This is a genomic window from Acinetobacter sp. 1000160 (genome assembly GCF_000588715.1).
GTDB classification, from domain to species: domain Bacteria; phylum Pseudomonadota; class Gammaproteobacteria; order Pseudomonadales; family Moraxellaceae; genus Acinetobacter; species Acinetobacter courvalinii.
The window spans coordinates 160,910-185,090 of record NZ_JFWP02000005.1 but is presented as its reverse complement, the minus strand read 5'-3'; the positions used below and the strand labels follow the sequence as shown (position 1 = coordinate 185,090).

The following is a 24,181-nucleotide window of genomic DNA, read 5'->3' as shown; positions in this document are numbered from 1 at the left end:
AATCAATAAATTAGCGTTGAGCCAATTCATGTAAATAAGTTTTTATCTGTTCAAGCTGTGTGGCTTTTAAGTCAGTTTCTTCATCCCAATATAGCCCAACACAGTTTGCCTGCATATCAATAGCATAAACTCCTGTTAATGCAATGGTTAAATCATTAAATTTCTGATCACCTTGCACGACCTGAAGCTTGCCATCCACCACTCTTGCACGCATAAGCGGCAGGCGGGCATCTGGAATCAGGACACTATAATAAGCCACCATGCTGGCACGCTTTTCTGATGCCATTGGAATTTTCGTCCATTCTGGTGCGGCGATTAAACGTGGATGCAAGCCCATTTTTCGTGCCTGATCGCGCATCATGCCCAATGCTTTTTCTCGGGGACTGACTCGTAAGCCAAAAATCGAGCCAAGTACAAACAGTACAATCGCAACTGTGATCCAAATTCCAATATTACTCATAAAGTTGCCCAAAATGTCCTTTTATTAGCGTTACATAACTTGAAACCAAAAGGCAAGCTTTCCTTACAGTCGACTTTCAAGGCTTTGATTTATCATTCAAACTTGAAGAGATCGCAGTTATCTAACCTTATTATTCTCAAGTTTAAAATATGATGAATGCCAGAAATACACAATAAATACATCTCTGATTTTTGAATCTCTATTCAACAGGTATTTTATGATGGCAAATCGCTTAATAATGCGGCGGTTTATCACTCATCGGATCAAAAGGCGCAATCCCGTCCGATAAATCCGACGATTCCACCCGACGATATAACAGTTGCATCTGTTTTTTTAGATCGGCTATTTCTTGGGTCTGAAGTGCCAGTTGTTGATTCAATTGTTCAACTAAATCATCTAAAAATGCAATTCGGACTTGCAAATCTTCAATGGGTGCGGAAAATGACGCGTGATCATCAAAATTTTGTGGTTTAGTCATTTCAGACCTCATCTGAACTTTTAGGAAACATTATGGCCTATATTACTTTAAGGGATGTCCATCTCGCATTTGGCGGACCTGCCTTACTCGACGGCGCGAACTTTAACCTGGAACGTGGCGAACGAGTCTGTTTAATTGGTCGTAATGGCGAAGGTAAGTCTACTTTATTAAAACTGATTGAGGGAAGCCTGTTACCGGATAACGGCGAAGTTTCCATTCAAAACGGTTTAACTGTTTCAATGTTAGCCCAAGACGTCCCGATGGACTCAGGTAAAGTTGCAGATATCGTTGCCGAGGGTGCTGGCGAAGCTGCCAATGTCTTAAAAGAATATCATGAAGCCAGCGATGCCTGCGTGCTGGGCGATATGGAAGCCTGTGACCGTATGGGCATGCTGCAGCACAAACTCGATCAGCTCGATGGCTGGGCCTTAGAAAACAAGGTCAACTCGATTCTCAGTAAAATGGGACTTGATCCGAATGCTGACTTGGCAGATTTATCAGGCGGACGTAAACGTCGCGTACTGTTGGCGCGTGCTTTACTGACTCAACCCGATGTCCTGTTACTGGACGAACCCACTAACCATCTCGATGTTGAAAGTATCGAATGGCTCGAAAAATTCTTACTGGATCAGAATAATCTGACCTTGCTGTTTATCTCGCATGACCGTTCATTTGTTGACAGTATCGCAACCCGTATTGTCGAGCTGGATCGTGGTATTTTGCGGAGCTACGAAGGGAACTATTCACGTTATCTCGACCTTAAAGCACAGCAAATGGAAGCAGAAGAAAAGCAGAATGCTTTATTTGATAAAAAGTTAGCTGAAGAAGAAGCCTGGATTCGTCAAGGTATTAAAGCACGTCGTACCCGTAACGAAGGGCGTGTCCGTGCCTTAAAAGACTTACGTGAACAGTCTAAGGCACGTCGTTCACAACAAGGCAAGGTTAGCATGGCAACCCAGGAAGCCAATCGCTCTGGTAAGCTGGTGTTTGAAATTGAAAACCTGAGTGTGAGTTACGACAGCAAAGCCCTGATTAAAGATTTCTCTGCCATCGTGTTGCGTGGCGACCGCATCGGTCTGGTCGGTGACAACGGTGTCGGTAAAACCACCTTGATCAAAGCCATTCTGGGTGAAATCGAGCATGGCGGTTCAGTCAAGACCGGTACCCAACTTGAAATTGCCTATTTCGACCAGTTACGTAATGCGCTCGATCTGGAAAAGACCGTGATGGCCAACGTTTCAGAAGGCTCAGACTTTGTCGATGTCAATGGTAACCGCCGTCATATCTATAGCTATTTACAAGACTTCCTGTTCTCTCCAGAACGTGCCCGCACCCCTGTTAAAGCTCTTTCTGGTGGTGAACGCAACCGTATTCTTCTCGCAAAATTGTTACTCAAGCCATCCAACCTGATCGTGATGGATGAGCCAACCAATGACCTGGATATGGTGACGCTTGAATTACTTGAAGAAATGTTATCGGAATACAAAGGCACCTTGCTGCTGATCTCGCATGACCGTGCCTTTATGGATAACGTTGTGACCTCAACCTGGGTATTTGATGGCAAAGGTAATATTGATGAATATATCGGTGGCTATCAGGACTATCTAGAACAACGTCCAGACCAGAAAGTCGTTGATCAGAAAAGTGATGTAAAAAAGGCACAAGCCAAAGCTGAAGCGGCTGCCGCAGCTGCAAACGCTACTGCACCGAAGAAAGTAAAACTCAGCTATAAAGATCAGCGTGCGCTTGAACAGTTGCCTGCTGAAATTGAAGCATTAGAGACTGAACAAGCCACCTTATCAGAGAAACTAGCTGATGGTTCATGGTTTGTCAGTGATGCCAATGCAGCGACTCAAGCCAGCCAGCGTCTCGCAGAAATTGACGAGTTATTGCTAGAAAAGCTGGAACGTTGGGATGAGCTGGAAAATCTCAGCAAAGGCAATTAAATAACCAGTGAGCATCTATCTGTTCGGGATAGATGCTCTATAAATCAAATCGAAGATTAAATCTTAAGATTCTCTTTTAATGACTGATAAATATTAAAATTCTCATCATCAAAGCAGACAAAAATGACATCTGTTATAAACTGACTCTGTTTTAATTGCTCAGCAATTGTTTTTAACGCAATTTGAGCAGCCTGCTGTTTAGGAAAACGATAAATTCCTGTAGAAATATTCGGAAATGCCACACTTTGTAGTTGCAAATTTTCAGCCAGTTTAAAACTATTCCGATACGCATTTTCCAACAATAACGCTTCATCGTGCTGGCCATCGACCCAAGTGGGTCCAACGGTATGAATGACATATTTTGCAGGCAACTTTCCGGCAGTGGTTATAACCGCTTCACCAACCGCACAGCCACCCTGTTTTGCTCTTATTTTTTGACATTGCGCTAAAATTTCGGCGCCGCCTTGTCGATGAATTGCGCCATCCACGCCACCACCGCCAAGCAATGAGGTATTCGCTGCATTTACAATCGCATCTACGGCAATCTGAGTAATATCGCCCTGGATGATGTTTATCGTTTTCACCATGATCTCCTGATCGACATAATGATTGGCCTATCGCCAAAAGCATGCGCTTTATCTTTTAGATTTAAAAGTGTAGGAACAATTTGATCTAAGCTTCAATTCGCAACAAGTAAATTCTGGTAGAGCATGAACTCACTCAAAACCAAGCGAGCTGTTATCATCGCGTTGCAGAATAAAGAAATAAGGCTGGGGCTGCTGTTTCAGATCCATCCAGCCCAATACGGTATTTTCATCTATTTTTCGGAACACATCGTGTATCGGCTTTTCATCATAAATCATCGTGGCCGATATTTTCCCTCGAAACTCAGTCATTCTTAAACGCGCCTTACTGTCTTTGGTTTTTAGAAGTTTCAAGCCACCGGCCAGAGACTTGGCATTTTTTTTCAAAAATTTAAAATCCAGATTTAAAGGCAGCCACTTGGGATCAATGAAAAATAACGCTGTTTTTTTGGTATTCAGCAACACTAGAGGATAGACCATTTCCTGATCTATCAATAATTTTCCATACCAGTTTGCCTGCGCTAACAGACCATTCATTGGATGCCCAGTGATGACCTCATATCCTTTCCAGCGACCATACATAAATGCACAGTCTATTTCCTCTAGCTGATCATAAAACTCGATCATTTGCTGAGCATCGACTTTCTTTCCTTGTGATATTTCCTGAATATTCATCATCCTTCACCTTTTTTTGTTGTATGGGGCTTAATCTTAATTAAGTCAGGTATGAGCTCATTGTATGACAGCAGTACAACAAGCAAAAAACTCTCATTCATTTTCCGTCGAGTAGCAGCCGAACCAAAGCGTGTGGGCATATTCTCAGGCGCACTTCATGTTACACTGCTCCAAAATTCAACATTATTTACTCTACTAAGTTTATGAGTCAAAAGCAGTCTTATATTCCTGGCGAATTTCAATGGGAATTTCTATTACCCAAATATTGGAAAATCTGGATCGCCATTTTTTTCCTTATGTTATTGGCCATTCTCCCGTGGGCAATCCAGTGGCGCTTGGCCCATGGCTTAGCAGGCTTATTCTGGCATCTACTCAAGTCACGCCGTAAAACCACCCTTCGAAATCTGGAACTGTGTTTTCCAGAATGGTCGCCTGCGGAAGTCGAAGCTCAGGCCAAGCAGGTTTTTGTTGATATGATGCTGGGAGTGTTTGAAACCCTGAATGCCTGGTACTGCCCGCAATGGTTTAAGGGCCGTCATAGCATTGAAGGCTTAGAACATATCACTGAAGCAAAGGCGCAAGGCAAAGGCATCCTGTTACTGGGGACGCACAGTACTTTGCTTGATGCCGGCGGTTATATCTGTGCCCAGTATTTTGAGCCGGATGTGGTGTATCGACCGCAAAACAATCCTATGCTGGATATGCTGATTTATCGTTGCCGTGCCACCATTTATCAGCACCAGATCGATCATGATGATATGCGCGGCTTGATCCGTCGCCTTAAAGACGGTGGCGCCATCTGGTATAGCCCGGATCAGGATTTCGGTTTAAAACAAGGTATCATGGCCCCTTTCTTTGGTGTCCCCGCAGCAACGGTCACGGCACATCGCCGTTTACTCAAAATTTCAAAAGCGGTTGCAATTCCACTGTATTTTTATCGCTACGGTGATGTCCGTAATCCACGATACAAAGTACTGATTGAACCGATGGTGGACAATATGCCAAGCGAAGATGAAGTGGGTGATGCGATTCGGGTCAATCAGATTATTGAAGCGCAATTACGTATCGCACCGACGCAATGGATGTGGTTCCACCGCCGTTTTAAAACCAGAGCCGAAGGCTACGAAAAAATCTACTAAGCGACAAAGCCGATCCATATCCATGAATCGGCTCTTTCTTTCATAAAACAACAAGACTTAATTCGGGAAGATCACACCTGAGCTTAAATCGTAATAGATTGGGTTGTTACTATAAACCGAGCCTAATTTCACATTGATAAACCAGCCTAGATTACCCTGATCTTGTAATCGGTTTTGCACCTCGCTCGCGAGATCGAGTTTATAAATCGCATCTTGGTTAAAGACCTTGGATTCAATACTGCTTGTGCTGGAGCTATCACGTTCAAATAAATAACCTTTGGTATTAAAGAACATAATTGCATTGTCCTTATCAATCAGGTGATAACCTTCTGCGGCCTGTTGTTTGAGTAACAGGTCTAACTTGGTTGGATTGTCCTCATAGAAACCCGCGCCGGTTTTTGGCATTTCAAAATAGCGATAACTATAAGTACCGTTATGAGTACTGCTGTTTACACAGGTGGGTACATAAAACGTGCCATTGGTTGTACCGTTATGGGTAAAGGTACTGCCCGCATAAATTAATTTACAGCCCTGGGCCCCGAGCTGGTTAAATACGGCCAGAATATTAGCGCGACTGGTATCGGTCAAGAAGCGGTTGTCATAACTATAAGTTGCTGGTTTTTTATCATTTTTAACAAATAAATATTTATAAGTATAGCTTGGTGACTCACCCAGAGATGACTTATACGCGAAGCCTGCAACACCTTGTTTTTTAATTTCAGCTAACCAGAACAGATAAACATTAGCTACTACATTGGTGGTGACATCAGCGATTTTATAGCTATAGCTATCGGTCGAAGCATTATTTTTAATATATAAATTTTTAGGTTCAGGGAAATCACTATTGGGCTTTTTTACATCCAGAGAGTGACTGACCAAGGCAAAGCCCTGATGTCCCTGCTCATTGGCTTGCGCCAGGAAATTCTCGAGAGAGCTCTGGTTGTCTAACAGGCGATAGCTTGCGGTGGCTTTTTTTACAGTCGGTTTAAATAAGCTATAGCCCTCAACATTGGTACGGGTATAACAGGTTACGGTCCTCGATGGATCAATGCCATTCATATAAGCTTGAATATCCTTGATGGTTGCCGTTGCAGGTACATCACACATCCCCTCACCTTTAAAGCCATAGGCGGCAGCAATACCATTCGGACGATATCGATCAATATATTTCACCCGGTTTGCTGTAGTTGTACCACTGCTTTCTGTCGCGGCAATCTCGGTAAGCAAAGCATCATCCGAAGCTACACTATAGGTTTTGATCACAGCCCCAGTACAATCTTCTTTTTCAAACTGACGTTTTTCAGTGGTAAAGCGAACACTATTATCTGAAGTTTTATAAACAGTTAAGTTTGTTCGTGCACCTTCATGGCAAAAGCCGCTTAACCAAGAACCAACAAAGCGGTCAGCCACGACTGGGGTCGGTGTAGGAGTTGGAGTCGGTGTAGGTGTTGGAGTCGGTGTAGGTGTTGGAGTCGGTGTAGGCGTTGGTGTAGGTGTTGGAGTCGGTGTAGGCGTTGGTGTCGGTGTTGGGGTCGGTGTCGGCGTTGGTGTTGAATCGGAATCATGATCCGAGCCACAGCCGACTAGTACTGCACAAGTCATGCTCAGTGCGAATTGTGTCCATATATTTTTCATTATTTTACCCTCTGTGTGATTTTTTCACATATTTATAGATGTGAAAATTTAACACTTTTTTGCTTGAGTGCAAATATATTTGTGCGTAAATTAATAACGAAAGGTCAAAAATAATTTATTGATGGGCTGAATGTATGGACACACAAGAAAACTTAGCCAGACAACTCAATGCCTTACCTCAAGAATGGCAGCAGTGGCTAGAAGAAAATTTAGAACGCGGCTGTCATCCCAATGATCTCGTCAGGATTTTGCGACGTGAAGGCTTAATTGATCTGGACAAAAATGTTGCACCCCAGACGTCGCTGGAACCACAGCACTATCATCAACTCGAACAGATCGCATTAGAAAAACAGGAACAACTAAGCAGCGCTTTTAATCCCCAGCAAAAAAAATGGCTGGCACAGACGGTGTTGAATGGAGCAGATCAAACCTATATTTATCAAAGCTTGCAACAACAGGGCTTAAGTGAAATTGATATCGCCCTTGAGCTGGTGCAGTTAAAACAGCATCCTTATTTTCAAATCGCTCAAGAACAGCATTTTTTAGTGCAGAAAAGAAACTGGTTGCTCCACACGCTCGACCATTTTGCACGTTTAAATCCTGACTATCAGTCCTTGAGCCGTATCGCGCTCCCCTCATTCGAGCAATTCATTCAAGCGTATTACAGCCGGAACTTAGCTGTGGTGCTCACAGGTTCAATCGATCATTGGCCTGCATTACACAAGTGGTCACCGCAGTATTTCAAAAAAACGGTCGGGAATCAGGAAGTTGAAGTACAGTTTAACCGTGAACAGGATCCCTTATTTGAACGCAACTCGGTGCAACATAAAACCAAGATGTTTATGCGGGAATTTGTCGATTTAATTGAACACACCCCTCACTCGAATAATTTTTATATGACAGCCAATAATGCCAAAGCCAGCCAGTCCAGTTTAGCCGCATTATTTCAGGACATTGATCATTTTCATGGCTATACAGATCATCGTCAGGTCTATGACCGTAGCTTTATCTGGTTTGGGCCGAAAGGTGCATTTACCCCTCTACACCATGATTTGACCAATAATATTCTGGTTCAAATTTACGGCCGTAAAAAAGTCACCTTAATTCCGGCACTACAAGTTGCCAATTTATATAATGATGTCGCAGTATTCAGCAAAGTTGCCAATCCTTATCAACCCGATATCACAGAATCGTTTCCAGACTTTGCCTTGAGCAGCAAAATCGAATGCATTCTGGAACCGGGTGAAGCTTTATTTATTCCTCTCGGCTGGTGGCATTGTGTCGAGAGTCTGGATATCTCTATCAGTGTGTCATTTACTCATTTTAATATCGACAATACTGGCGCTGAATCATTTCCCACGTCCAGCTATAGCTAATACCGGATCAGACAATGACTGATCCTGCTTCAACTCTTCAGGTGCTTTAATGGTAAAACCAACCCATCCGCTCATGACCGAAAACGAATTATCTGCCGACAATACCCAGGGCATCATTGCCCAGCAGGCAGAAACCACTTTGGAAAGCATTTTTCCAATGATGCAGCATATTGCGCGCTGGTTAATTCATTCAGGGGTAGGCTATACCGACTTTGTTGCTGCCTTGAAACCCATCTTTTATCAACAGGCACTCGCAGAACTCGACCGGATTCAACAGAATAAAACCGATTCAGCGGTCAGTTTACTATCCGGTCTACACCGTAAGGATGTCAGTGCGTTTCGGCAACAGGCCACTCAAACTTCCAGCGAAGCACCCAATTTTGCCATTAGCGTTCCGGCCCGCGTCATTGCACGCTGGATTGCACTGGATCTTCCCCATCAGATTCCGGTTTCTGGTGAAACCGATAGCTTTGAAGCCCTGGTTAAGCATATCTCGACCGAAAAGCATCCACGTTCAATTCTTTTTGAACTGCAACGTTTAGGTGTAGTTGAACAACAAGACCAGCAGGTAGTTTTGCAGCAAAATAGCTTTACACCGGATAACCAAATGCAAGAAAGTAAGGCGCTCTTCTCTGCTAACCTGACCGACCATTTAGCAGCCGGAATTGATAACTTTATCAGTGAAAAACCGTTTACTCATCTGGAACAGGCCGTTCATGCCGAGAAACTGACTGCCCAGTCGGTGGAAGCACTTCGACAACTCAGTCTCGACCTGTGGCAAGACATGGCAAAACAATTATTAAATGCTGCCATCCATCATTGCGAACACGACCAGAATCAAGCAGATGCGACCTATCAGTTCCGTTTTGGTGTGTATCAATATGATCACCAGATAAAACTGCAAGTGCCTTATCTCTTTAAGGATCAATAAAAATGAAAACAATACTTTTCCCAAGCATTTTTTTAGTTTCAGCCATAGCATTGACCGCATGTGGCGAAAATTTTTCTGCGGCTAATGTCAGCTTGGGAGGAAGTGGTTCGGGAACGCTAAAACCCTTGCCCGGGGGAAATAATGGCGGGATTTCCAATCCGTCAACCGGAGATAAGGATGAGCGTTATGAGTACCTCATCGCGATCCCGAAAGAGAGTCAAAGTAGCTGTAAAGGCATACAACGCACGATGGGTTTTATTGATGCTAAAACCAAACAGCCGTTCCCCGTCAATTCGCTTCAGCCCTTGGCGATGGCTCCTTTACAGATTGAAATTAGTAACACGACCTCCGATTATGTCTATCAGCGTGTCCCGCTTTGCCGTCCAATTGAATTTCAGGTCGGTGAAACCATCATGTTTCACGGACAATCATTGAGATGCGCGACAGATCAGGATGAAATCCAGGTCTTGCGCCCTTATGAAACCCGCCGCTATGAGCTGGATCTAAGTTTTGCTGAAACTGAACTGCCCTTGATCGTCAACTATAATGCTTTTTATGCTACAGACTTACCAAGCATTGACCTGGCATGGGAAAAATGTGAAGCCGCGCAGATCACAGTGCCTATTTATAAAAAACTGGTACCTAAAAAACCTGAACGTATTGAACCACCGCACCCTGATACTGAAATATCGGCAGGAGAGAAAAATAAAGCATCTGAATAAATAGAAAATTAAAACCCGAGCCTTGCATCCTGCAAAACTCGGGCAAATGAGGTTGTGCTTTCACGTTATTTTTATTGGATTGCGTCCATCGCATGCATCATATCCATGATGACTATTCCATCTCAGCGCTGCTTATCCTTAATCGGAAATCCATTCCTGCGTCCTTGTGCTGATGTATTTAGAATAAATCTTTTGTACCTGTAGGGCTATTCGTTACAAACTTAAATCCATGTACGAAATAACGTACATTGATTAGCTAAAGTTTAAAATCATAGGTTTTAGCAACGCGCTGAAATTAAAAGTAATTGTATCGTTTCAACACAATCGCATTGCTATTTATGCGGTTGAGCCAATGGATCAATCACGACTTTTTCCTCTTCTTCGGCCTTCTCTATGCCTTCCTGTATGGCCTCTTGGGCTTCCTGTTCATCTTCGGCGGTCTGTTGCAGTGATTGTTGTTGCTGTTCAAAGCGAAGACCTGTTTGCAACACCACATAAATTGGAAAATGATCTGAACCGATATGGGATAAACGTTTCATTTTAACTAAACCAAAATCGGTACTATGAAAGATATGATCCAGTGACCAACGTAGTAAAGGATAGTTGGCATGGAAAGTATTCATAAAATAGCGCCCAACCCGCGGATCGAGCAAGCCGCTAATACGCTGGAACAAACGCGTTGTTCGCGACCAGGCCACATCATTCAGATCACCCATCACAATACAGCTCTGGTCCAGATCTTTGATCTGATCACCCACAAGCAATAACTCGGCATCCCTTAAAGTCGAATCTTTGGCCTCAGTAGGACTCGGCGGCTTCGGATGTAAACAATATAATTTGACCTGTATCCCCGACTTCAAGGTCAGGCAGGTATGAATCGAAGGAATTTCATCACTTAAGATAAACTTCACTTCGGTATCTTTTAACGGCAAGCGACTGTACAGATGCATGCCATACAGATTTTCCAACGGTACAGGGACCCGAAACGGATAGTCTGGCTCAATCTGGCTAAGTGCCTGTTGCCAGGCAGCATTGGATTCAAGCGTCAACACCACATCAGGCTTTAATGTCTCAATATGCTCCAGCAAAAGATGATATTGATGATTGGGAGTCAGTACGTTGGCGACCAGTAATGAAATTTGCTGTTCTGGCTTTAAGTCCGCCTGTTTGAGTTGTTGTACCTGCTTTTTCCATAACGGCGTATAAGGCAGCACCATTTTGAGCTGATAGGCAATCGCAGCCATTAAGCCAAGAAAAAACAGCTCAGTGCTCAAGGTCCAGTCCGACAGACCAAATAACATTGCCCCGGCAGTCACGATCCCCAATGCCAAGATCTGTAATCTGGGAAAATCCGCGCCCCGAATCCACCATTCATCTCTCGGGATTAATGACCAAAAGGAAAGCCATATCACCACTGCTGCGCAAATCTGAATCCACATCATGTTCATTTTTCTCTTAGGGATAGCATAGATTTACAATAAAGCTGTCGCTTTATCAATTTTCTCTCTAATATAAACAAGATATTCCACTCAATAAACTGACTGTTTTAGTTCGCTAAAGCTTGCAGTTGTGGACGCTTTTGATACACTCAAACCCCTTTAAAATTTTTTACATACCGAGGCACAATGACATGAAAGTAGGTCTGGTCGGTTGGCGTGGGATGGTTGGTTCTGTCCTGATGCAACGTATGGTTGAAGAGAATGATTTTGCTCATATTGAGCCATTCTATTTCTCTACCAGTAATGCAGGTGGTGAAGCACCTGCATTTGGTGGTAAGACTGCCCCAGCACTTATGGATGCAACGGACATTAACAGTCTGAAGCAAATGGATGTCATTTTGACCTGTCAAGGTGGTGATTACACATCTGAAGTTTTCCCGAAACTCAAAGCTGAAGGTTGGGATGGCTACTGGATTGATGCAGCCTCTACTTTACGTATGGCGGATGATGCGATCATCGTTCTTGATCCAGTGAACTTGAACGTGATCAAAGATGGTTTAGTGAATGGCACTAAAACTTTCGTTGGCGGTAACTGTACGGTTTCACTGATGTTGATGGGCTTGGGTTCACTGTTCCAGAACAATCTGGTGGAGTGGGCAACCTCAATGACCTATCAGGCAGCATCGGGCGCGGGCGCGCAAAACATGCGTGAACTGATCACCGGTATGGGCTATCTGTATAACAATACCAAAGACTTACTGGATGATCCTAAATCTGCGATTCTGGATATTGATCGTCAAATTGCTGACTTGCAACGTGGCGAAGGTTTTCCGAAAGCAAACTTCGGCGTGCCATTGGCAGGTTCATTGATTCCATATATCGACAAACAGCTCGAAAGTGGTCAATCAAAAGAAGAATGGAAAGGTCAGGTTGAAACCAATAAGATCCTCGGTAACCAGCAAATTGTTCCAATCGATGGACACTGTGTCCGTATCGGTGCGATGCGTTGTCACTCTCAAGCGATTACCTTGAAACTGAAAAAAGATGTGGCACTGGACGAGATCGAAGATATGATTCGCAACTCGAGCCAATGGGCAAAAGTGGTTCCGAATACTCGTGAAGCGTCCATGACTGATCTTACCCCAGTTGCAGTCACAGGGACTTTAACTGTGCCAGTCGGCCGTTTACGCAAGCTGAATATGGGTAAAGAATATCTCGGTGCATTCACGGTTGGTGACCAGTTACTCTGGGGCGCTGCAGAGCCATTGCGTCGTATGCTTCGTATCCTGGTTGAATACAAGAACGCTTAAGCAAAAATCCCGAAAAATCAAAAGCCGATCACATTTGATCGGCTTTTTTATGCTGATGAAAAATGAAGAATTTACAATTCATTTACATCACGGTAATGTATACTTTTTTCTGACCATCACATCACTTTTTCATGGATCGAGATGACTGTTTATAACAAATTAAAAATTGCCATTTTAACCATAATTTCTTCGCAACATCTTTATGCCATTACACTTGATCCATTGCAAATCCAGTCTGCGCCAGGTGAGTTACTGTATGCGGAAATGAGTTTTCATCAGGCCGATCTCAACTCGAAATTTGATGTCAGTCTGGCGACACCAGAAGACTTATTGATGATTGGCGCAGCGCATCAGCCGCCTTCAAATCTGAACTTTTTTACACGCCGCAATAATCAGGGCGAAGGTGTCATTGTCATCACCTCTTCCCGCCCAATGACCGATGCTGAACTGAACATTATTATCAAGATACAGGAAGGTGGCGCTTCTCATTTAAAACATATACGCCAGTCCATGCGTCAGGCAGCCAAAGCACCACAGCTCAGCGCAAAAAGTAATAATGAAAAATCACTGACACCCAAATTTATCGTCAGTGAAAAAGATATAGCCTTAAACCTGCCTGAAAGTACCCGTTTCAATGTTGCAGACAGTACGGCAAAACCCGTGGCTAAACAGGAAACCCTGTTAAATGCACCCTTTGCCTTACCGCCTGCATTAAAAAAACAATCTTCTTCTGAACTGGACAATGCAGCCGTCATATCAGTTGCCACGCCTGTCAATGCAGATCCCTCTGTAGCAGCACCACTTCAGCAAACAGCATCGAATATAGAGTCCAAAGCAGAGAAATTAGAAAAAGCAGCCGAAGTGACTACTCTTAAACAGGACAAGGTTCAAACAGCCCAAAGCTCTCCAGTCGCAACATCAACTGTTCAGCCGGAAAATGAGTTCAAAAATACGGCATTAAAGTCGGTTGAAGATGCAGAGAAAACCAAGGCCCAGTATCAGGCCAAAGAACGTTCCACACCGGTCAAGCAAAAAGCACCTGTGCAGAATACGCCAATGCCATCTACGGAGACTGCACAACAACATGTGGTACAACGCAATGAATCGCTATGGAGCATTGCACAACGTATTGCCGGGCAGACCCAACAGCCTGTTGCTCAGGTGATGCATCAAATCAAGGCGCAGAATGAACATGCCTTTATTGGCGGCAATGCAAACCGGCTTAGACAAGGCTCACATTTGAATTTTAATGTCAGTGCCACTGCCACTCAGCTGCCTAAAAATATCAATCAGATTGCAGCCCAAACGCAGCGCCCTGCCGCGGCTAAAGCCAAATATCGCTTACAGCAGGCAGAAATGTCCTTAGTTGCTGAAAGTCATCAAGATTCAAGTACGGGAAGTGCCAAAAAAGACACATTACAACAAAAAACCAGTGCAGACTTGTCATTAAAAGTTATGACAGCACGAGAAAAAACCGTTACATTACAAAGAAACGTTACCCAGTTAGAACTGGCACTGCATCAAAAGGAACAACGTATTCAGCTGTTAAATGCCCGGCTTGCCGAATTACAGGATCAGTTGAAAGCGCAGCAGGAAACTAAAAAGCCAACACGCTAGGTAACGAGAAGATTCTCATAAATTTGCATAAAAGCGGCGCTATCTTTAAGGGGTAAAGATCATGTCAAATATCATCATTGTACTACTGGTCATTGTGCTGGTGGTCGCGATCTTTTTAAAAAAACGTGAAAGTAATCAGGCCAATGCTGCACCAAAGAAAGGTACAGCCAAAACACCGAAAAAAGCTGCCACCAAAACCGCTTCACGTACAACACTCGTTCGGGAAGAACAGGAACTTGCCCCTCAAGTTAGCACTGCAATTTCTGAAAGCCTGCGCCAACAGCTTGAAAGAAATATTCAAAGTGGTAATTTTCAAGCTGCTGAGGCACAAATCAATCAGTCTTTGAAACAAGATAACTCTCAACATGAGCTGTATCTGTTTTTGCTGGAGATTCATCTCAAACAGAAAGATGATTTTGCAATTGATCAACTGATCAAACATCTGCATGCACTAAAACTTGAAGATATTGTGCAAGCCGCTGAAATCAAACATCGCGAATATCTACAAAATAAACAGCCCGATTCAATCGAATTTAACTCAACCAGTTTTCATCAGACACCGACAGCAGTTGAACCCGTCGCTCAAAATAATAGCGCAGATTTTGATGCTTTGGTGCAAACACCGGCTGCCCAGTCTTTTGATGATTTACAATCTGAATATAACGCGCCTGCAGAAGAAGCCAAAGCTGTAGAACCAGCGCCTGAAGTACAGCCCCTAGATTTCAACTTTTCGTTTGAACAAAAGCAAACGGTTGAACCTACCCCTGCACCTGTTGAAACACCTGAAGCAAAACAGCAGCAGCCGCTTGAGTTTTCTTTTGACCTGGATTCCACCCCAGCGCAGACTGAACAAGCCAAAGTTGAAGACACTAAACCTGAATTAGACTTTAACTTTGCGGATTTAGAAGTTGTTCCCAATCAGCCTGAAGCTAAACCGCAAAGTACAGAAACAGCACCAAGCCTTGATTTCAGTTTTGAACCGTCTCAGGAGCAAGTTGAAGAAAAAGCCCCGATTGAAAAGACTGAATTTTCATTTGACGCTGTAGCACCCGCACCTGTTGTCGAGCCTAAAGTTGAATTTACGCCAGCACCGGCTCAAGCTTCAGCAAGTCATGATCCATTGATGCAATCCTTCCCGGATTTGCAACAACTGGATGAAGTACAGTTAAATCTGGAACTGGCTGAACAGTATATTGAACTGGGCGCTTACCAATCTGCCCGTGAACTGTTAAAAAACACGTCAACATTGAATGCAGAGCAACAACAACGTTCAGAAATTTTACTGAATAAAATAGCTTCCTGAATTTGATCAGTCTAATATAAGCAGTCTCTAAGACTGCTTTTTTTATGATGAAAAAAATCGCTTTAATCTATATGGGTGGGACTTTTGGCTGTATTGGCGAACCGTTAATGCCAATGCCGGAACAGGACTTTTTACCGCTACTCGGCAAGGTGATCCCACCGCATTTACAGGTCGAATGCTTCGCTGCACCTAGTATTAAAGATAGCAGCGCCTGCACAGCATCCGACTGGCTGCAACTGGTCCAACAAATCCAGCAACTCCAACTGAATAGCTTCCAGCATTTCGTGATTATTCACGGAACCGATACGCTCAGTTATGCGGCAGCCACACTGGCACGCTTCTTAGGCTATTCTTGCCATGCCATTATTACCGGCAGTCAATATCCATTACTGAATATTGAAGGCAATGATACCCGTGAATTTACCGATGCAATCGGTAACTTATACCTGGCCCTAGAGCAGGTATTGAGTTTACCAAGCGGTGTTTATCTGGCCTTTCATCAACAAGTCTTCCATGCCCAAACCACGCTAAAAGCCCATACCACCGAGCTGGATGCTTTTGTCGGGATCAAGGCAGAGCAAAGTTGCCAGACCACCGCCGATGCTTTTGTGATCCACAATCAACATATCGAAAAAGCAGCGCAACTGAACATACTCAACCTGATGTTACAGCCGATCGCCAAAGAACAACTGGTCACGCAGTTAAAAAATCTTGCGCTTGCGCCACCCAACTTTCTGGTTTTACAAGGTTTCGGAACAGGCAATATTGCCGTCAATGATGAAATCCTTGGGTTATTCGAAACACTTTATCAGCAGCAATGTCTGCCGATTATTAGTACACAGGTCACCTTCGGGCAGCTGGATCAGCGTTATGCCGTCAGTTCATGGATTCAATCTGCCAAAGTTTTGGTCAATGATTGCCATAGCCATGCCGATTTATATGCAAAAGCCCTGCAAATGTATTTAAAATACCCGACCCACGAACAATGGTTCGAACACTGGCAGCAACACTAATATCGAGGTGAGAACATGCAACGTTATGCAATAGGTATTGAATTTTGCGGTACTCAATACCGTGGTTGGCAAACCCAACAAGCTGGCGTTGTCACTGTGCAGGAAACCATTGAAAAAGTGCTGAGTCGTATTGCCAATCAACCGATCGTGTTGCATGGCGCGGGCCGTACCGATGCCGGTGTGCATGCAACCAATATGGTGGCGCATTTTGATACCGAAGCGATCCGTCCGGAACAAGGCTGGATTCGTGGGGCCAACAGTCAACTACCCAAAGATATTTCGATTCAGTGGATTAAATGCATGGATGAAAATTTCCATGCGCGTTTTAAGGCGGTGGCACGTCGTTATCGTTATGTGGTGTATAACGCCCCGACTCGCCCGGCGTTGCTGTACAAGCAAGTTACGCATCTCTATCAAACGCTTGATGTCCAGAAAATGATTACGGCTGCATCCAAGTTTGAAGGCACCCATAATTTCGAAACCTTCCGTGCGGCAGCCTGTCAGTCAAATCAACCGGTACGTCACGTCAAGCATTGCCGCCTGTTTGAGCATGGCCGTTATCTGGTACTCGACATTCAGGCAGATGGTTTTTTACATCATATGGTACGCAACATCATGGGCTGCCTGCTTGAAATCGGTCAAGGCATGTATGACATCAACCATATCGATACCATGTTTGCTGCAGAAGATCGTACTGCTGCCGGAATTACCGCTCCTTCCGATGGTCTTTATTTTATTCAGGCCTATTATCCAGATGAGTTTGAATTACCGAACATGCCTTTAGGCCCGCAGTGGCTCAATTTACCTGATTGATACCAAATCCATGAACCAATAAAAAAGCCTGATCGATTTTGACCAGGCTTTTTTTATCTGAACAAGATTAACGCTGTTTACGCTTACGATATTCAACAGGTGTTTCATTGGTCCAGCGCTTAAACGCCCGATAAAACGTACTAGGCTCAGAAAAACCGGTTAAATATACAATACGTTCCACACTTTCACTGGTATTTGCCAAAAGTTTTTTAGCCAGACGACAGCGATAGTCTGAAAGAATTTGCTGGAAGCTGGTATTGGCTTCACTCAATTGCGTTCTTAAGCGACGCGGTGTGATATTCAATTGTGCAGCAACCGTTTCCAGTGTCGTTTCACCACTTTCCAAGGTTGAGCCAATGGCACGGCGCACTTCACCGACCAGATCGTATCGCGCCAGTTCCTGTAATTTTTCAATCGCCAGTTGCTCATGCAATTGCAATAATTCTGGCTCAGCTTGCCACAATGGATAGTCCAATACTGCAGCATCAAAATAAAGACGTGTTTCTTTTTGTCCTAAGCTGACTGGGCAACCATAGACCCTGAAATATTCATCATCAGCAGCACCTTCACTGAAATTAAAATCAATGTAGATTGGCTCAAACTGCCCTTCGGTAATAAATTTAAAGAAACGTAAAATGCCGGACATGGCACATTCGGAAAAATGGCGATTGACCAAATTATCTGGCCAGAACTGTTCGCCATTGGTCAAATAGCAGCGGCCATCTTCAATAATCAGCTTGGCATCAAAGGCATCACTAATCAGACGCTGGTAGGCTAAAGCGCGCTTTAATCCTTCGCCAAAAGTTTCACTACTGATAAAAAGGTGTTCAATCACCTGACCACGGTACAAAGGCAAATGCTCACCAAGGTGCAATCCGATATCCGGATCCTTGCTCACGTCCTGTGCCGCAATCCAGAAGGCATTTTGTGCACTTAGGGGCGTTCTCGCATTGGTATCAACCTGATTTAGCGCCACGCCGGCTTTTGTTAAAATCTCTTCGGTTGGTAATCCTGCTTTACGAATTGCCTGATAACCAAAGCGCAATACAACTGATGCATCTGTTAGCTGACCCACGCAGTGCCCTTCCCTGTAGATACGTTATTATGACAATGAACAACAATTTTAGATTAACGTTGATTGACCAAACTGACAACAATATTCTGCTTATTTTGTTAAAAAAAATCCTAAATTGTCCGACAGTTTCTTTCGGTTAATATGTGACAGCCTTACCGCGACTTGATCTTGTAAATTTTAAATAAATTGACTATAATTTGCGCCTTCCCAATTTGATCATCAGGTAGGCTATGGCCAATAAAGAGGAACTCATTGAGTTCGAAGGCGTTGTCACCGAAACGCTTCCTAATACGATGTTCCGTGTACGTTTAGAAAACGGTCACGAAGTTATTGCTCACATTTCTGGTAAAATGCGTAAACACTATATTCGTATTTTGACAGGTGACAGTGTAAAAGTTGAAATGACACCTTATGATTTAACCAAGGGTCGTATCACTTATCGTGCACGCTAAGTCAGATTAGTGAATGCAAAAAAGCCACATTTGATGTGGCTTTTTTTATATCCGGGGATTTGTTTACTCACTCAAACGCGTGGTCTTACATGCGCCCGCTTCACATTCACGCAGGCGCTCTTGTAGCCAGTTGTTGCGCTCTTGGGTCATGCTTAAACGACATTGAATATTCGCCGCGCTCTGCAGGTCCTCACTACACTCGACATCGCGATAACGGATCCATGCCAGCTGGGATTTCTTCAAAATTTTTTGTTGGGTTTCATTCAGGTATTTGCGTAATAGCTGATAGTTTTTATTTAAGTCCGTATCTGCACTCAGATAGACTTTATTGGTACAGAAAACATCATCATAACCATCACGTGTTTTATCACAATTATCCGCATAACTTAGTGTCGCCATCACACTACCTATCAATCCGAATATCAACCTGTGCATGAAACTTTCCACATCTTTTAACTTTCGGGCCCATCTAAGCATATTTTGACGCTGTTTAATATTACCCAAAAGTAGACAAGTTTGTACATTTTTGTCTTTATCCACGCTATGATGAGCACAGAAAGGATGCCGAATCATTCAGGAAAATAACATGGCAAATTATAAACTCTATCTGACCGCTTTCATGCTGGGCTTATCAGGATGTGCAACCTCAGGATGGCAATCCGTGCAACTGCAAGACTATTTACAGCCCTATGTGGGCCAATCCGCCGACCAGATCCAGCAGAACCTGAACTTGCGAAGTTTAGGCTTCCAGACCTTAAAACAACCCCAACGAAGCAAAGAAAGTTTGGTTTTTACTGTACTTCGTCCGATTAATATTCCCGTTCCGATTGCACAGGCTTATGGAGATCCGAGCTCACCGACCAGTGGCTCAGTACGATTAGGATCGATCTCAACCAGTCAGCAATCTTATGACGTGAATTTCTATTGTCATATTATTTTCGAGCTGGATCCGCAGCAAATCGCCCGTGCTATCCGTTATGAAGGTAAGGCCTGCTAATTTCCACCATAAAAAAACGCAGCCATTGCTGCGTTTTTACTTGCAATACCACTTAGTTCAGCGCTGAAACAACCGCTGCACCCATCGCATCCGTACCCACTTTGGTCATGCCTTCAGACATAATATCAGCGGTACGTAAACCTTGATCCAGCACCTGACCGACCGCATCTTCAATCGCTTTTGCAGCGGCTTCTTCACGGAAGGTATAACGCAACATCATCGCAACGGACAGTACCGTCGCCAATGGATTGGCAATGTTCTGTCCTGCGATATCAGGTGCAGAGCCATGGCACGGTTCATACATGCCTTTGCCATTTTCATCTAGAGAAGCCGAAGGCAACATGCCGATTGATCCCGTCAACATCGCTGCTTCGTCAGACAAAATATCACCGAATAGGTTACCGGTGACGATGACATCAAATTGCTTTGGTGCACGCACCAGCTGCATCGCGGCATTATCCACATACATGTGCGATAACTGGATATTTGAATAGTGGGCTTGCTGTAAATCAGTCACCGTTTGCTTCCACAACTCAGTCACTTCAAGTACGTTGGCTTTATCGACCGAACATACTTTGCCGCCGCGTAATCCTGCCAGTTCGAAAGCAACCTTAGCAATACGCTTGATTTCGCTTTCTGAGTAAACGTCAGTGTTATAACCCTGTTTCTCACCATTTTCCAGTTCACGAATACCACGCGGCTGACCAAAATAAATCCCGCCAGTTAATTCACGAACGATGAGAATATCCAGACCCGCTACAATTTCTGGCTTCAAACTCGAAGCATCGGCCAATTGCGGATATAGAATGGCTGGACGTAGGTTGGCGAATAAATTTAATTCACTACGGATTTTCAATAAACCACGTTCAGGACGGATTGCGCGCTCGATCGTGTCCCATTTAGGTCCACCCACCGCCCCCAGTAGAATGGCATCGGCTTGTTTTGCCTGTTCACTGGTCACAGCCGGATACGGCTCGCCATGTGCATCAATGGCTGAGCCGCCCAGTAAACCATGTTCCCATGTCAAACCTAGATTAAATTTATCATTGACCTTGGTTAAAACCTGTTCTGCTGCAGCTACGATTTCAGGACCAATGCCATCACCCGCTAAAATTAAAATATGTTTAGACATCTACTTTTCCAGTTTTCATATAAGCAGTGTTGCCACTGCGAGCCGATTAAACCTTTTTCTCAACAAACTCGCCCAGACCTGTACTCACGTCAAAAGGACGACAGAAACGGCGAATGGTATGTTGCTCTTGCTGTAAATCTACACATAGCGGATCAGGTACAGAAACGTTGAGTAAACTGCCCGATGAGCGATGTGTTCTGTCTCGATACATTTTAAAGGTATAGCGCACATGCGGTTTGAACGCATGAATGACATGGAAAGTTTCTGCGCGATCTGGAGAAATAGGATAGAAACGAATAACCACTTCATATTGCTTGGCAGGTACACTTAAATACACCTGCTGTTTTCGGCTGAATACCGAACCATGCAATCGTACAATCCCCCGTCCCATCGCCTGCTGGCTGATCCGGTGAGTCTTTGCATCGATCACGGCAATATCTCCGATTCGTTCAAACTCACAATTCTCAACGCCCGAACAATATAAAGTTGTGTTGTCCGCCTTACTTTCCAGCATGTTCTGTGCAATACGAACCTGATCGACCACGTTCGGTGCATTTTGACACGCGGTTAAGGTCGTACCAACACATAGACACAGTAAAATACTGCGAGCGAGTCTTCTTCTCATTATTCAAGCCCAGTCCTCATGCCTTGTTAACATGGAAGCAAAAAATTAGTCGCTAGCATGTTAACAAGAGTTCAATGTCTGCGCTATGGCTATGTTAAAAATGTCCAAGACGAAGTGTAATTTCATCCACTCAACTTAAGCCTGAATGTCCTGAAACACCCAAGGACGCGCCTGTTTGGCTTTCGCTTCATAGGCACGAATATCCTCTGCAACCTGTAAGGTTAAGCCGATATCATCCAGACCATTCAATAAACAATGTTTACGGAATGGATCAACTTCAAATTTAAATGCCTGACTTGATGGCGTACGAACTTCCTGTGCATCCAAATCAATGGTTAACTGATAACCTTCGGTTTCAGCACATTCCTTAAATAACTGATCCACAATCTGTTCAGACAAGATTACAGGCAACATGCCATTTTTAAAGCAGTTATTAAAGAAAATATCGGCAAAGCTTGGCGCAATCACGGTACGGAAGCCATATTCACTCAAAGCCCACGGCGCATGCTCACGACTTGAGCCACAACCGAAATTGGTCCGTGCCAATAAGATGCTCGAACCTTGATAACGCGGCTTGTTTAACACGAAATCAGGATTTTTTGGACGCTTGCTAATGTCCTGTCCCAAATAGCCTTCATCCAGATAGCGCAATTCATCAAATAAATTGTCACCAAAACCTGTCCGTTTGATTGATTTCAAAAACTGTTTTGGAATAATCAAGTCGGTATCGACATTGGCACGATCTAAAGGTGCAACAATACCTTGCTCTACAGTATATTTTTTCATGATTCTGCTCCCTTAGAATGAACGAACATCAACAAAATGGCCTGCAATTGCTGCCGCAGCCGCCATCGCCGGACTGACCAAATGGGTACGTCCACCATTGCCTTGACGGCCTTCAAAGTTACGGTTTGAAGTCGAGGCACAATGCTCACCCGGTTGCAATTTATCAGCATTCATCGCCAAGCACATTGAACAACCTGGTTCACGCCATTCAAAGCCCGCTTCCAAGAAAATCTGATCCAACCCTTCCTGTTCCGCCTGCTGTTTCACCAAGCCAGAACCCGGAACGATCATGGCCTGCTTGATACTCGCCGCCACTTTACGACCTTTTACCACGTCGGCAGCAGCACGGATATCTTCAATCCGCGAATTGGTACACGAACCGATAAAGACGCGATCCAACTGGATATCAGCCAAGGCTTGTCCAGCGGTTAAACCCATATATTGATAAGCACGGGTCCAGTCATTGCGTTGCACCTCATCTTTAGCTTGCTCTAAAGTCGGCACGGCTTGTGTCACCGGGATCACCATCTCCGGTGAGGTGCCCCAAGACACTTGCGGTTCAATCTCGGCACCGTTCAATACCACTACCGCATCAAATACAGCATCTTCGTCTGAATGCAAAGTATTCCAGTACTCAACCGCCTGATCCCACTGTTCGCCTGTTGGGGCATAGTTACGGTCTTTGACATAGGCAATGGTTTTGTCATCAACAGCCACCATGCCTACACGTGCACCCGCTTCAATCGCCATATTACATACCGTCATGCGGCCTTCGATTGACATGTCACGGAATACCTGACCACCAAACTCGATGGCATAACCTGTACCGCCTGCAGTACCAATCTTGCCGATAATCGCCAAGACCACATCTTTAGAGGTCACCCCCTTGCCCAATACGCCATCGACACGTACCAACATGTTTTTTGATTTCTTCTGTACCAAGCATTGTGTTGCCAAGACATGTTCAACTTCTGAAGTCCCGATACCATGTGCCAAGCAACCAAAGGCACCATGCGTTGCGGTATGCGAGTCACCACACACGACGGTCATACCCGGTAAAGTCAAACCCTGCTCTGGGCCAACCACGTGGGCGATGCCTTGGCGAATGTCATTAATACCGAATTCAACGATATTAAATGTTTTACAGTTATCGTCTAACGTCTGAACCTGGATACGCGAGGTATCATCCTCAATGCCGGCAATCCCCTGTTCACGCTCTTTTTTAGAAGTCGGTACGTTATGGTCAGGGGTTGCGACGTTGGCACTTAAACGCCACGGCTGGCGTCCGGCAAGTTGTAAGCCTTCAAATGCCTGAGGACTGGTGACTTCATGCAATAAATGACGATCAATATAAATCAGGCTAGAACCATCATCACGTTGTTTTACTAAATGGTCATCCCACAATTTGTCGTACAAAGTTTTGCCTGCCATGTCGTCGCTCTCCATCGTGCTTGCCATCGGACTGGGTATTTTTTATCTTGAATTGATTATAGCAACTGCTTCACATAAATCTAATTTATCATTTTTATAAATTAAAAAACTTTTTGGAATGATAAATTTCTGCCAAGTTCAAGATTGTGCTTGTTCAATGAAAAGCATGCCAAATCAATCTGATCCGGTCTTATCTTAACGTTAATACTGGTTTTTTTGATCAAATTTAAGTGAATCTTCAT

At 44.1% G+C, this 24,181-nt stretch carries 24 protein-coding genes; 12 read left to right on the top strand and 12 right to left on the bottom strand.

Going from position 1 to position 24,181, the window contains the following annotated elements; all coding sequences use genetic code 11:
- Positions 1-10: 10 nt before the first annotated feature.
- Both J699_RS06385 and J699_RS06390 read right to left on the bottom strand, forming a co-directional pair.
- Positions 11-460: a hypothetical protein gene (locus tag J699_RS06385; RefSeq protein ID WP_005280642.1), complete on the bottom strand. Its 450-nt coding sequence runs from the start codon at positions 458-460 to the stop codon at positions 11-13.
- A 232-nt stretch (positions 461-692) separates the two neighbouring features.
- Positions 693-938, bottom strand: coding sequence for a SlyX family protein (locus J699_RS06390; RefSeq protein WP_005280646.1), 246 nt, complete (start codon positions 936-938; stop codon positions 693-695).
- 32 nt (positions 939-970) lie between these two features.
- Between J699_RS06390 and J699_RS06395 the strand changes: the two genes are divergently transcribed.
- A complete protein-coding gene (locus J699_RS06395; protein ID WP_005226652.1) occupies positions 971-2,884 on the top strand; it encodes an ATP-binding cassette domain-containing protein in 1,914 nt (637 codons plus the stop codon).
- A 56-nt stretch (positions 2,885-2,940) separates the two neighbouring features.
- On the opposite strand, the gene J699_RS06400 is transcribed toward J699_RS06395, so the two are convergent.
- Positions 2,941-3,468 (bottom strand): O-acetyl-ADP-ribose deacetylase, encoded by a 528-nt coding sequence (locus J699_RS06400; RefSeq protein WP_032870790.1) that lies wholly within the window; start codon positions 3,466-3,468, stop codon positions 2,941-2,943.
- A 132-nt stretch (positions 3,469-3,600) separates the two neighbouring features.
- Positions 3,601-4,143, bottom strand: a complete 543-nt coding sequence (locus J699_RS06405; protein WP_032870740.1) for a DUF4334 domain-containing protein — start codon at positions 4,141-4,143, stop codon at positions 3,601-3,603.
- Between the two features lie 203 nt (positions 4,144-4,346).
- Between J699_RS06405 and J699_RS06410 the strand changes: the two genes are divergently transcribed.
- The gene (locus J699_RS06410; protein ID WP_032870738.1) at positions 4,347-5,282 is read left to right on the top strand and encodes a lauroyl acyltransferase; all 936 of its coding nucleotides are present in this window, start codon (positions 4,347-4,349) and stop codon (positions 5,280-5,282) included.
- A 57-nt stretch (positions 5,283-5,339) separates the two neighbouring features.
- On the opposite strand, the gene J699_RS06415 is transcribed toward J699_RS06410, so the two are convergent.
- Complete coding sequence (locus J699_RS06415) at positions 5,340-6,917, bottom strand: PT dipeptide repeat lipoprotein (RefSeq protein ID WP_032870735.1); 1,578 nt, start codon at positions 6,915-6,917, stop codon at positions 5,340-5,342.
- 134 nt (positions 6,918-7,051) lie between these two features.
- Here J699_RS06415 and J699_RS06420 point away from each other — a divergent pair, with 134 nt between their 5' ends.
- From J699_RS06420 to J699_RS06430, 3 genes are read left to right on the top strand one after another with little or no spacing between them, the layout of a single operon-like run.
- The gene (locus tag J699_RS06420) at positions 7,052-8,293 is read left to right on the top strand and encodes a cupin-like domain-containing protein (protein ID WP_032870731.1); all 1,242 of its coding nucleotides are present in this window, start codon (positions 7,052-7,054) and stop codon (positions 8,291-8,293) included.
- A gap of 49 nt (positions 8,294-8,342) precedes the next feature.
- Positions 8,343-9,224 carry a DUF6502 family protein gene (locus J699_RS06425; RefSeq protein ID WP_032870727.1) on the top strand — a complete coding sequence of 294 codons (882 nt, stop codon included), beginning with the start codon at positions 8,343-8,345 and terminating at the stop codon, positions 9,222-9,224.
- Between the two features lie 2 nt (positions 9,225-9,226).
- On the top strand, positions 9,227-9,946 hold the full coding sequence (locus J699_RS06430) for a hypothetical protein (RefSeq protein ID WP_032882862.1): 720 nt from the start codon (positions 9,227-9,229) through the stop codon (positions 9,944-9,946).
- 332 nt (positions 9,947-10,278) lie between these two features.
- Here J699_RS06430 and J699_RS06435 read toward each other — a convergent pair whose 3' ends face one another.
- Complete coding sequence (locus J699_RS06435) at positions 10,279-11,388, bottom strand: endonuclease/exonuclease/phosphatase family protein (RefSeq protein ID WP_032870721.1); 1,110 nt, start codon at positions 11,386-11,388, stop codon at positions 10,279-10,281.
- 188 nt (positions 11,389-11,576) lie between these two features.
- Here J699_RS06435 and asd point away from each other — a divergent pair, with 188 nt between their 5' ends.
- The 5 genes from asd (at position 11,577) to truA (ending at position 17,441) form a co-directional block, all read left to right on the top strand.
- Positions 11,577-12,695 (top strand): aspartate-semialdehyde dehydrogenase, encoded by a 1,119-nt coding sequence (gene asd, locus J699_RS06440; RefSeq protein ID WP_005226618.1) that lies wholly within the window; start codon positions 11,577-11,579, stop codon positions 12,693-12,695.
- Positions 12,696-12,836: 141 nt separating this feature from the next.
- On the top strand, positions 12,837-14,312 hold the full coding sequence (locus J699_RS06445) for a FimV domain-containing protein (protein WP_032870718.1): 1,476 nt from the start codon (positions 12,837-12,839) through the stop codon (positions 14,310-14,312).
- Between the two features lie 61 nt (positions 14,313-14,373).
- Positions 14,374-15,615: a FimV domain-containing protein gene (locus J699_RS06450; protein WP_032870716.1), complete on the top strand. Its 1,242-nt coding sequence runs from the start codon at positions 14,374-14,376 to the stop codon at positions 15,613-15,615.
- 44 nt (positions 15,616-15,659) lie between these two features.
- Positions 15,660-16,628: an asparaginase domain-containing protein gene (locus J699_RS06455; protein WP_171070885.1), complete on the top strand. Its 969-nt coding sequence runs from the start codon at positions 15,660-15,662 to the stop codon at positions 16,626-16,628.
- Positions 16,629-16,643: 15 nt separating this feature from the next.
- Positions 16,644-17,441, top strand: coding sequence for a tRNA pseudouridine(38-40) synthase TruA (truA, locus tag J699_RS06460; RefSeq protein ID WP_032870710.1), 798 nt, complete (start codon positions 16,644-16,646; stop codon positions 17,439-17,441).
- A 67-nt stretch (positions 17,442-17,508) separates the two neighbouring features.
- Here the strand turns inward: truA and J699_RS06465 are convergent, their stop codons facing one another.
- Positions 17,509-18,516, bottom strand: a complete 1,008-nt coding sequence (locus tag J699_RS06465; protein ID WP_005226611.1) for an AraC family transcriptional regulator — start codon at positions 18,514-18,516, stop codon at positions 17,509-17,511.
- 230 nt (positions 18,517-18,746) lie between these two features.
- Between J699_RS06465 and infA the strand changes: the two genes are divergently transcribed.
- Positions 18,747-18,968: a translation initiation factor IF-1 gene (infA, locus tag J699_RS06470; protein WP_001284370.1), complete on the top strand. Its 222-nt coding sequence runs from the start codon at positions 18,747-18,749 to the stop codon at positions 18,966-18,968.
- Positions 18,969-19,031: 63 nt separating this feature from the next.
- Here the strand turns inward: infA and J699_RS06475 are convergent, their stop codons facing one another.
- Entirely contained in the window at positions 19,032-19,403 is a 372-nt protein-coding gene (locus tag J699_RS06475; protein ID WP_032870787.1) for a lysozyme inhibitor LprI family protein, read from the bottom strand.
- 151 nt (positions 19,404-19,554) lie between these two features.
- On the opposite strand from J699_RS06475, the gene J699_RS06480 reads away from it, so the two are divergent.
- On the top strand, positions 19,555-19,965 hold the full coding sequence (locus J699_RS06480) for a hypothetical protein (protein WP_032870708.1): 411 nt from the start codon (positions 19,555-19,557) through the stop codon (positions 19,963-19,965).
- Between the two features lie 52 nt (positions 19,966-20,017).
- Here J699_RS06480 and leuB read toward each other — a convergent pair whose 3' ends face one another.
- The 4 genes from leuB to leuC all read right to left on the bottom strand — a co-directional run bounded on the left by leuB (position 20,018) and on the right by leuC (position 23,939).
- On the bottom strand, positions 20,018-21,097 hold the full coding sequence (leuB, locus tag J699_RS06485) for a 3-isopropylmalate dehydrogenase (RefSeq protein ID WP_005280680.1): 1,080 nt from the start codon (positions 21,095-21,097) through the stop codon (positions 20,018-20,020).
- Between the two features lie 46 nt (positions 21,098-21,143).
- Complete coding sequence (locus tag J699_RS06490; protein WP_005226601.1) at positions 21,144-21,722, bottom strand: hypothetical protein; 579 nt, start codon at positions 21,720-21,722, stop codon at positions 21,144-21,146.
- A 135-nt stretch (positions 21,723-21,857) separates the two neighbouring features.
- Positions 21,858-22,508, bottom strand: a complete 651-nt coding sequence (gene leuD, locus J699_RS06495; protein WP_032870706.1) for a 3-isopropylmalate dehydratase small subunit — start codon at positions 22,506-22,508, stop codon at positions 21,858-21,860.
- Between the two features lie 12 nt (positions 22,509-22,520).
- Positions 22,521-23,939, bottom strand: a complete 1,419-nt coding sequence (gene leuC / locus J699_RS06500) for a 3-isopropylmalate dehydratase large subunit (protein WP_009514128.1) — start codon at positions 23,937-23,939, stop codon at positions 22,521-22,523.
- Between the last annotated feature and the right edge of the window lie 242 nt (positions 23,940-24,181).